Source organism: Streptomyces sp. NPDC059524, assembly GCF_042749255.1.
Taxonomy (GTDB): domain Bacteria; phylum Actinomycetota; class Actinomycetes; order Streptomycetales; family Streptomycetaceae; genus Streptomyces; species Streptomyces xanthii.
Window position 1 is genome coordinate 1 of sequence record NZ_JBHYTK010000239.1, and the last position, 8,604, is coordinate 8,604.

An 8,604-nucleotide genomic window follows, 5' to 3' on the forward strand; every position below is an offset into this window, starting at 1 on the left:
CGGCGCACGAAGTGCGCATCTCAGGGGCGCGGGGAACTGCGCGACCAGCCCCCACCGGCGGGTGGATCGCGACGACGGCACAGCGCGGCTCGGCGGTGGCGCGATCGGCGCCCACCGAGCCGCGCCCGGCGACGAGCGGGACTAGTCCAGCAACCGGGCCCGCAGCAGCGCCACGTCCCGGCGATCAAGGCCCAGGCCGAGGGAGACGTACCGCTCAAGACTGCCGAAGTCCGCGCGGACCTGGTCGAGGCCCGCCGCCAGATACTCCGCCCGGACCTCCTGGACCGGGATCAAGAGGTCCGGGTTCTCCATCATCCCGGCCTGCTTGAGCCCCGCCCGCGTCCGCGCATCCGCCTCCGCCCGGAAACCGTTCGACGCCAGATAGTCGGCCACGGCGACCCGCGACGACACCCCGAGCACGCCGAGCAGCACATACGCCAGCCACCCCGTACGGTCCTTGCCGGCCGTGCAGTGGAACAGCACCGGCCCGTCCCCGCGCGCCACGTCCCGGAGGGTCTGAGCGAACGCGGCCCGCGCCGCGGCGTCGGACGCGAAGGTCCGGTACACCTTCCGCATCATCGCCGCCGCACGGTCACCCCCGAGCAGCGCCTCCTGCCGCACCGGGTCCTTCGACCCGATCGCCGCGATCAGCTCCGCCGACATCCCTCCGTCGGATATCGGCCGGGCCACCGCGGCCGCGGCGGGCGGCAGCCGGTCCGCCCCGTCCATCTGGACCTCGAACGGCACCCGGAAGTCCACCGACCGGCGCAGCCAGAGCCCCGCCAGCGCGGAGACATCGGCGTCGGTCAGCTTGCCGAGGGCGTCGGCCCGGTACACGTACCCGTACCGCACCCGGCCGCCGTAGCGGGCCCGGTACCCGCCGAGGTCGCGGACGTTCACCGCGCCCTGGAGCGGGATCTGCCGGATCGGCGGCGCCGCGGACGCGGGCCGGTCGTGCGCGACGGCGGCGCCCGCCGGAACGAGCGCCGCCGCCGTGGCCACGCCGAGCGTGACCCCGAGCACCCGGCGCCGGGAGGGCGCCGTGATGTCGGCCTGAGGAGCGTGCATACCTGAACTCCCTTGCAGGAAGCGGCCGTCCGGCGCCGCCCCGGGGACCGGGGGCCGCCGGGCGGCCCACGGTTCACCCTGGTGTCGGCAGGGTGTCGAGCACGTGCCGGGCCTCGGCCATCACGCGGTCGACGAGCTCGGCACAGCTGGGCAGGTCCTCGATGAGCCCCGCGACCTGCCCGGACGCCATCACGCCGAGGTCCGTACGGCCCTCGACCATGGACGCCTTGAGGAGCATCGGCGTGTTCGCCGCCAGCAGGACCTGACTCCAGGACAGGTCCTTGCCGTGCTTCATCGCGAGCCCGTCCCGGACCATCTGCGGCCAGGACAGACCCGAGAGCTTCTTGAACCCGGAGGCGCGGCGCACGGCCTGGAGCAGTGCGCGGGTGCGGCCCGCGCCCTCCAGGGCGTCCACCATCTCGGTGCGCAGCATCCGGTGCGGCAGTCCGTCGACCGCCGTCGTCACCGTCACGTCCTTGACCGAGGCCGCCAGGTACTTGGCCTTCACCGCGTCCGGCACGGTGGAGTCCGAGGTCAGCAGGAAGCGGGTGCCCATGGCGACGCCCGCCGCCCCGTACGCGAGCGCCGCGACCAGGCCGCGCCCGTCACGGAAGCCGCCCGCGCCGACGACCGGGATGTCGACCGCGTCCACGACCTGCGGAAGCAGCACCGACGTGGCCACCTCACCGGTGTGGCCGCCGCCCTCGCCGCCCTGCACGATCACCGCGTCGGCGCCCCACGCGGCGACCTTCTCGGCGTGCCGGCGCGCCCCGATGGACGGGATGACGACGACGCCCGCGTCCTTCAGCTCGGCGATCAGCTCCTTGGAGGGCGCGAGCGCGAAGGACGCCACCTTCACGCCCTCGGCGACGATGATCTTCACGCGCTCGCGCGCGTCGCCCGCGTCCGCCCGCAGGTTCACCCCGAAGGGCTGGTCCGTGCGGGACTTCACCTCCCGCACCGCCGACCGCAGCTGGTCGACGGTCATCGTCGCGGAGGCGAGGACACCGAGCGCGCCCGCGTTCGCCGCCGCCGAGACCAGGCGGGGGCCGGCGACCCAGCCCATGCCCGTCTGCACGATGGGGTGACGCACCCCGGTGAGCTTGGTGAACGCCGTGGGGAGGGTGAAATCCGCGCTGTCGCTCATGCCGACCGGACCTCCCGCTCGCGCAGCGACCTCGGGTCGACGACCTCACGGATCAGCCGCAGCTCCTCGGCCGTGGGCTCCCGCGTGAACGGCACCTCGCCGCCCTCCGGCAGCGCGAGCGCGAACCCGGTCGCCTCCCGCACCTGCTCGACCGTGACCCCGGGGTGCACGGACGCGATCCGCATCGTGTGGTCCGGCGTCTCGAAGTCGAGCACCGCCAGGTTCGTCACGACCCGGGGGATGCGGTGGAAGCGCGTCGCCGAAGGGCCGGCCGCGGCGGCGCTGTCGTAGCCCACCCCGCTGATCATGTCGACCTTCTCGACGAACACGCGCGGGCTGTGCTTGGGCACCCAGTAACTCACCGGATTGTTCAGCGTGTTCACCGGCGCTCCGCGCACGCCGAGCAGCTGGCGGTCGGGGCGCTCCCAGTCGCCGATGCACGAGATGTTCTGGTTACCGAACCGGTCGATCTGGCTCGCGCCCATCATCACGTGCCGCCGGCCGCCGGTCACGAACGTGAGGTGCTGGCGGTACGGCAGCCAGCCCTCGGCCGCGCCGTCGAGCCCGACCAGCATGGCCTCGCCGTCGGTGAGCAGCAGGTCGGGGGAGAAGGTCCGCTTGGCGAGGCGGGCGCCGAAGCCGGGGATCAGGCCCATCGGGCTGGCCAGCACCTCCCCGTTGTCCCGCCAGGCGTCGGCGCAGGCGATCACGCAGTACTCGGCCCGGGTCGCGGGCGGGGCGGCGGTCTCGGTGGTGGTCACTTCTGCTCCTCGTGCCAGGCCTGGACGGCGGACTGGTACTGCTTCTCGTCACCGCCGGGCGGCAGGAACCGCTCGGCGAACTCGGCCCACGGCGTGCTCGCGTAGAGCTTCTGGAAGGCCTCGTCCCGGCCGTAGTCCGGTGCGCAGGACGTGAAGTCCGCGCCGTGCGGCGCCTCCACCACACCCGTCACCACATGCCGCTTGACCAGCAGCGACTGGGGCGGCGTGTCGTCCCCGAACCCGTCGACGAGGCGCTCGCAGGACACGTACGCCTCGTCCGCGGCCTCGCAGAACAGGTCGTCGAAGTACGGGTCGGGGCCCAGGTACTGCCCGTTGCCCCTGCGGTCCGCGCGGTTCATGTGCACCAGGGCCGCGTCCAGGCGCAGCGCGGGCATCGCGACGAACGTCTCCCCGTCCTCGTAGGGCGAGGTGACCGTGCGCAGCTCCGGATTGACCCGCATGACGTCCGAGCCGATGCCGGCCCGCACGGGCAGGAACGGCAGCCGGTTCGCCGCCGCGTGCAGGCCCCACATGAACATGGCCTCGTCGATCTCGGTCAGCTCGAAGGCGCCGCTCTGGCGGGCCGCCCTGAAGTGCGGCTCCAGAGGGATCGAGTCCAGGGTCACGAACGCGGCCACCAGCTTGCGGATCTTCCCCGCGGCGGCCAGCATCCCGACGTCCGGGCCCCCGTACGAGACCACGGTCAGATCCGTGATGTCACTGCGCAGCAGCGCCCGGACCAGCGCCATCGGCTTGCGGCGCGAACCCCAGCCGCCGATGCCGACGGTCATGCCGGAGCGCAGCCGGCCGACCACCTCGTCGGGGGTCATCGTCTTGTCGGTCATGATCACTCGGCTCCCTGTCCGAAGGTGTCGCGGACCCGGTCCGCGACCCCGCTGAGATTCGCCTCGAAGGTGAAGCCCTGCTCGTAGCGGTAGCTGCGGTGCACGTCGACGGGGTCGATCCCGTTCAGCGCGGACTTCGCGAGGCGGATCAGATAGCCGTCCTTGCGGGCGATGTCCCGCGCCAGCTCGAGCGCCGCCTCGCGCAGCCCGGAGCGCGGCACGACCTTCCACACCGAACCGTGGGCGTGCAGCTCGGCCGCGGTCGCGGTGCGCGAGGTGTAGAAGAGGGCCCGCATCAGGTGCTGCGGCACCAGGCGGGCCAGGTGTGTGGCCGCGCCGAGCGCGCCGCGGTCCAGCTCGGGCAGGCCGAACGTGGCGTCGTCGCTCGCCACGATCGCGTCCGCGTTGCCGACCAGGCCGATGCCGCCGCCCAGGCAGAAGCCGCCCACGGCCGCGATCACCGGGACCTCGCACTGGTACACGGCGGAGAAGGCCTCGTAGCAGCCCCTGTTGGCACCGATCAGCGCGCGGTGGCCACCGCCGGGAGACGCGGTCTCGCGCTGCATCTCCTTGATGTCCACTCCCGCGTTGAACCCACGGCTGTGCTCGGCCGCGGTGAGGATCACGCAGCGCACGTCGGGGTCGCGGCCCGCGGCGCGCACCGCGTCGGCGAGGTCATACCAGCCCTGCACCGGCAGTGCGTTGACCGGAGGGAAGTCCACCGTGACGACGGAGATCCCTTTTTCGGGTGAGGAGGTGGAGACACCCATGGCGTTCAGCTACCTTTCCACCTAACGTTTGTTTGGTAGGTCATGACCGTAGCAGGTGACGGAGGCCGGCGGAATGGGTCGGGGAAAGGGGTCCGGGATGGATCTGAGCGGACGGGTCGCCGTCGTGACGGGCGGCACCAGGGGAGTGGGGGCGGGGATAGCGCGCGCCTTCACCCGGGCCGGGGCGAAGGTGGTGGTCTGCGCCCGCAGGCCCCCCGAAGTCCCGGTCGAGGGCTGCGAGTTCGCGCAGGTCGACCTGCGCGACACGGCGGCCGTGCAGGACTTCTTCGGGAGCCTGAAGCGGCTGGACGTGCTGGTGAACAACGCGGGCGGGACCCCGTACCGGCTGCTCGGCGAGACGGACGCGGAGCGGCACGCGCGCGTGATCGAGCTGAATCTGACGGCGCCGCTCACCGCCTCGCTGGCCGCCCGCGAGAAGCTCGCGGCGGCGCGCGGCTCGATCGTCATGATCGGCAGCGTCAGCGGCACCCGCCCCTCCCCGGGCTCGGCCGCCTACGGGGCGGCGAAGGCGGGCCTGGAGAACCTGGCGCGGTCGATGGCCGTCGAATGGGCCCCGGACATCCGGGTGAACACGCTGGTGCTCGGCATGGTCCGCACCGAACTGTCGGCCCTGCACTACGGGGACGAGGAGGGCATCGCGGCGGTCGGCGCCACGGTGCCCCTGGGGCGGCTCGCCGAGCCCCGTGAGATCGGCGAGGCGGCGGTGTTCCTGGCGTCGGACGCCGCCGCGTACATCAGCGGGGCGAGCCTGCTCGTGCACGGCGGCGGCGAGCGCCCCGCGTTCCTCGACGCGGCAACGGTCAACAAGGAGGCGTGAGATGACGGATTCTGTGGCTACTGATGCGGTGGGTTCGGGCGGGCTGTGCGCGGGGCGCGTGGTGGCCGTGACCGGCGCGGGCCGGGGCCTCGGCCGCGCGCACGCGCTGGCCTTCGCGGCGGAGGGCGCCAAGGTCGTGGTCAACGACCTGGGCGTGGGCCTCGACGGCGCGCCCGCGCCCGACAGTCCTGCGGCCCTGGTCGTCGAGGAGATCCGCGCGGCGGGCGGCGAGGCCGTCGCCCACGGAGGCGACATAGCGACATCGGAAGGGGCCGCCTCGCTGGTCGCGGCCGCCGTCGACGCCTTCGGCCGGCTCGACACCCTGGTGAACAACGCGGGCTTCCTGCGCGACCGCATGCTGGTGAACCTGGCGGAGGACGACTGGGACGCGGTCATGCGCGTCCACCTCAAGGGCCACTTCCTGCCCCTCCAGGCCGCCGCCGCGTACTGGCGGGCCGAGGCCAAGGCGGGCCGCACGCCGGTCGCCCGTGTCGTCAACACCTCGTCCGGGGCGGGCCTGCTGGGCTCGGTCGGGCAGGGCAACTACAGCGCGGCGAAGGCCGGCATCCTCGGCCTGACCCTGGTCGCGGCCGCGGAGATGGGGCGCTACGGGGTGCAGGTCAACGCGATCGCGCCGGCCGCTCGCACCCGGATGACCGAGGCCACCTTCGCCGACACGATGGCCGCCCCCGAGGACGGCGCCTTCGACGCGATGGCTCCGGAGAACGTGTCACCGCTCGTGGTCTGGCTCGGCTCCGGCGCCGCCGGCGACGGCGTAACCGGCCGCGTCTTCGAGGTCGAGGCCGGCCGCATCACGGTGATGGAGGGCTGGCGCCCCGGCCCGACCGTCGACAAGGCCGAGCGCTGGACACCGGCCGGTGCGGGCGACGCGGCCCGCGACCTGCTGGCGCGCGCCGAGACGCCCGGGGCGGTGTACGGGGCCTCCTGACCGGCGCTCACGCCGAGCCCCGGCCGGGGCACTCCGGCCGGGTCATTCCGGCTGGGGGAGGCGGGCGGCGGCGTCGCGTTGCAGCGCCGCCGTCACCGCCAGGAACCGCGTCACCGTCCGCAGTTCTTCCGTGCTGAACTCCTCGCACGCCGCGACGACGTCACGGGCCCAGTCGTCGAAGAAGGCGGCGAGCTCGGTGATCTTCTCGCGCTGCAGCTCCACGACCACGCGCCGCTTGTCCGTGGCGTGCTTGACCCGCTGGACGAACCCCTTGGCGGCGAGCCGGTCCACCAGGCCCGTCACCGAGGCGGGGGCCAGGCCCGTGTACTCCACCAGGTCCTTCGCGGTGAGCGGCCCGTGCTTGGCCAGCAGGTCGAGCGTCTTGCTCTCGGTCGGGCTGAGGCCCTGCGACGCGGCGACGGCGGTGTGGAACATGATCGTCGCCGCGCTCTGCTCCCGCCCCGTCTCCATCATCTCCTTGAGGACGGACTCACGGTCGTCGCCGCCGCGCGCCGGCCCGGCCCGCTCGCTCTTCTCGTCGCTCGTCTCGCTCGTCATACGGTCCAGGCTAGCCAATATTTCGTTCGCCCGAAAGAAAGGGTTGCGATCACAGGAGTGCCGGTGCAAGTATTTCGTTAGTCCGAACGAAATACCTCGTGCCGAGCCCCGACCTGGAGGCGCCATGTCCGCCGCGCTCGCCCCGCCCGCCGTCACCGAGACCCACGCCCACCCGCGCCGCTGGGCCGCCGCCGTCGTCATGATGATCGCGGCACTCATGGACCTCCTCGACGTGACGATCGTCAACGTCGCGATCCCGTCCATCGGCCGCGAACTGCACGCCTCCGAGAGCGCGTTGCAGTGGCTCGTCTCCGCCTACCTCCTCGGCTTCGCTGCCACCCTGATCGTCTCCGGGCACCTCGGCGACCGCTTCGGCCGCCGGGGCCTCTTCCTCGCCGGCACCGCCGGCTTCGGCGTCGCCAGCCTGGCCTGCGGCGTCGCCCAGACACCGGGCCAGCTGATCGCCGCCCGCGCCTTCCAGGGCGTCATGGCCGCGGTGCTCGTGCCGCAGGTCATCGGCTCCTTCCGCACCATGTTCCAGGGCAAGGAACGCGGCGCAGCCTTCGGCATGTACGGGGCCGTCGCCGGCTTCGCCTCCGCCGTCGGACTCCTGATGGGCGGACTGCTCACCGACGCCGACCTGTTCGGCTGGGGCTGGCGCTCGGTGTTCCTCGTCAACGTGCCGATCGCCGTGGGGACGTTCGTCGCCGGCTGGATCCTCGTGCCCGCCACCCGGGAGCGCAGCGCGCGCCGTCCCGACGTCCTCGGCAGCGTCGTGCTCGCCGCCGGACTCGTCGCGATCGTGCTGCCCCTCGTCCAGGGACACAGCAACGGCTGGCCGCTGTGGGGCTGGCTCTGCCTCGCCGCGGGCGTGCTCGCCGTCGCCGGGCTCGGGGTGTTCGAGGCGCGGCGCGAGCGCCGCCACGACGAGCGGACCGTGCCGCTGCTGCCCGCGCAGGCCTTCCGGCTGCCCGCCTTCTCCGTCGGCGTCCTCGTCCAACTCCTGTTCTCCGTCGGCATGCAGGGCTTCTTCCTCGCCTTCGCCATCTGGCTGCAGGGCGGCCAGCACTACACGCCGATGCAGGCCGGCGTCCTCACCGTCGCCTTCTCCGCCGGCGGCTTCCTCACCGCCCCCGCCGCCGACGCGCTCGCCGTCCGGTTCGGCCGGCTCGTCCTCGGCGCGGGCGCGCTCCTCATGGCGGGCGGGCTCGGCTGGGTCTGGTACGCCGTCGAGCAGGCGGCCGGCGCGCACACCGGGTCCTGGCGGATGGTCCCCGGGCTCGTCGTCGCCGGCGCGGGCCTGGGCTTCCTCGTCGTCCCGCTGGTCAACGTCGTCCTGTCCACCGTCCCCGCGGAACTCGCCGGCGGCGCCTCCGGGATCTTCTCCACCGCCCAGCAGTTCGGCGGGGCGCTCGGTGCGGCCGTCATCGGCACGGTCTTCTTCGGGCGGCTCTCCGACGGTGCCGGGTTCACGGACGCCATGACGACGGCGGCGCCCTGGGTCGTCGGCGGGTTCGTCCTGTGCGCCGCGCTGTGCGCCCTGCTCCCGCGCACGGCCCTCACGGACCCGCACGCCTGACGTTCGTCTGCGGCTCCGGTGGGGGCTGGTCGCGCCCCGCGGCGGAGCCGCTGATCGATACAGCCCCGCGCCCCTGGAGATGCGCACTT

Annotated in this window: 9 protein-coding genes; 3 read left to right on the forward strand and 6 right to left on the reverse strand. The window is 73.3% G+C overall.

Annotated elements, in window-relative coordinates:
• Positions 1-141 precede the first annotated feature (141 nt).
• The 5 genes from ACFW9D_RS36675 to ACFW9D_RS36695 all read right to left on the reverse strand — a co-directional run bounded on the left by ACFW9D_RS36675 (position 142) and on the right by ACFW9D_RS36695 (position 4,591).
• On the reverse strand, positions 142-1,068 hold the full coding sequence (locus ACFW9D_RS36675; protein ID WP_384629626.1) for a tyrosine-protein phosphatase: 927 nt from the start codon (positions 1,066-1,068) through the stop codon (positions 142-144).
• 73 nt (positions 1,069-1,141) lie between these two features.
• Positions 1,142-2,215 (reverse strand): nitronate monooxygenase family protein, encoded by a 1,074-nt coding sequence (locus tag ACFW9D_RS36680; protein ID WP_188339499.1) that lies wholly within the window; start codon positions 2,213-2,215, stop codon positions 1,142-1,144.
• A complete protein-coding gene (locus tag ACFW9D_RS36685) occupies positions 2,212-2,976 on the reverse strand; it encodes a CoA-transferase subunit beta (RefSeq protein ID WP_384629630.1) in 765 nt (254 codons plus the stop codon). The genes ACFW9D_RS36680 and ACFW9D_RS36685 overlap by 4 nt, the downstream gene beginning before the upstream one ends.
• On the reverse strand, positions 2,973-3,821 hold the full coding sequence (locus ACFW9D_RS36690; protein WP_188339501.1) for a CoA transferase subunit A: 849 nt from the start codon (positions 3,819-3,821) through the stop codon (positions 2,973-2,975). The genes ACFW9D_RS36685 and ACFW9D_RS36690 overlap by 4 nt, the downstream gene beginning before the upstream one ends.
• 2 nt (positions 3,822-3,823) lie before the next feature.
• Positions 3,824-4,591 (reverse strand): enoyl-CoA hydratase family protein, encoded by a 768-nt coding sequence (locus ACFW9D_RS36695; RefSeq protein WP_188339502.1) that lies wholly within the window; start codon positions 4,589-4,591, stop codon positions 3,824-3,826.
• 97 nt (positions 4,592-4,688) lie between these two features.
• On the opposite strand from ACFW9D_RS36695, the gene ACFW9D_RS36700 reads away from it, so the two are divergent.
• Positions 4,689-5,429 (forward strand): SDR family oxidoreductase, encoded by a 741-nt coding sequence (locus ACFW9D_RS36700; protein ID WP_384629633.1) that lies wholly within the window; start codon positions 4,689-4,691, stop codon positions 5,427-5,429.
• A 1-nt stretch (position 5,430) separates the two neighbouring features.
• Positions 5,431-6,378, forward strand: coding sequence for an SDR family oxidoreductase (locus ACFW9D_RS36705; RefSeq protein WP_384629636.1), 948 nt, complete (start codon positions 5,431-5,433; stop codon positions 6,376-6,378).
• A 42-nt stretch (positions 6,379-6,420) separates the two neighbouring features.
• Here ACFW9D_RS36705 and ACFW9D_RS36710 read toward each other — a convergent pair whose 3' ends face one another.
• Positions 6,421-6,936 (reverse strand): MarR family winged helix-turn-helix transcriptional regulator, encoded by a 516-nt coding sequence (locus ACFW9D_RS36710; RefSeq protein WP_384629639.1) that lies wholly within the window; start codon positions 6,934-6,936, stop codon positions 6,421-6,423.
• Between the two features lie 124 nt (positions 6,937-7,060).
• Here ACFW9D_RS36710 and ACFW9D_RS36715 point away from each other — a divergent pair, with 124 nt between their 5' ends.
• On the forward strand, positions 7,061-8,515 hold the full coding sequence (locus tag ACFW9D_RS36715; RefSeq protein WP_384629642.1) for an MFS transporter: 1,455 nt from the start codon (positions 7,061-7,063) through the stop codon (positions 8,513-8,515).
• Positions 8,516-8,604: the final 89 nt, after the last annotated feature.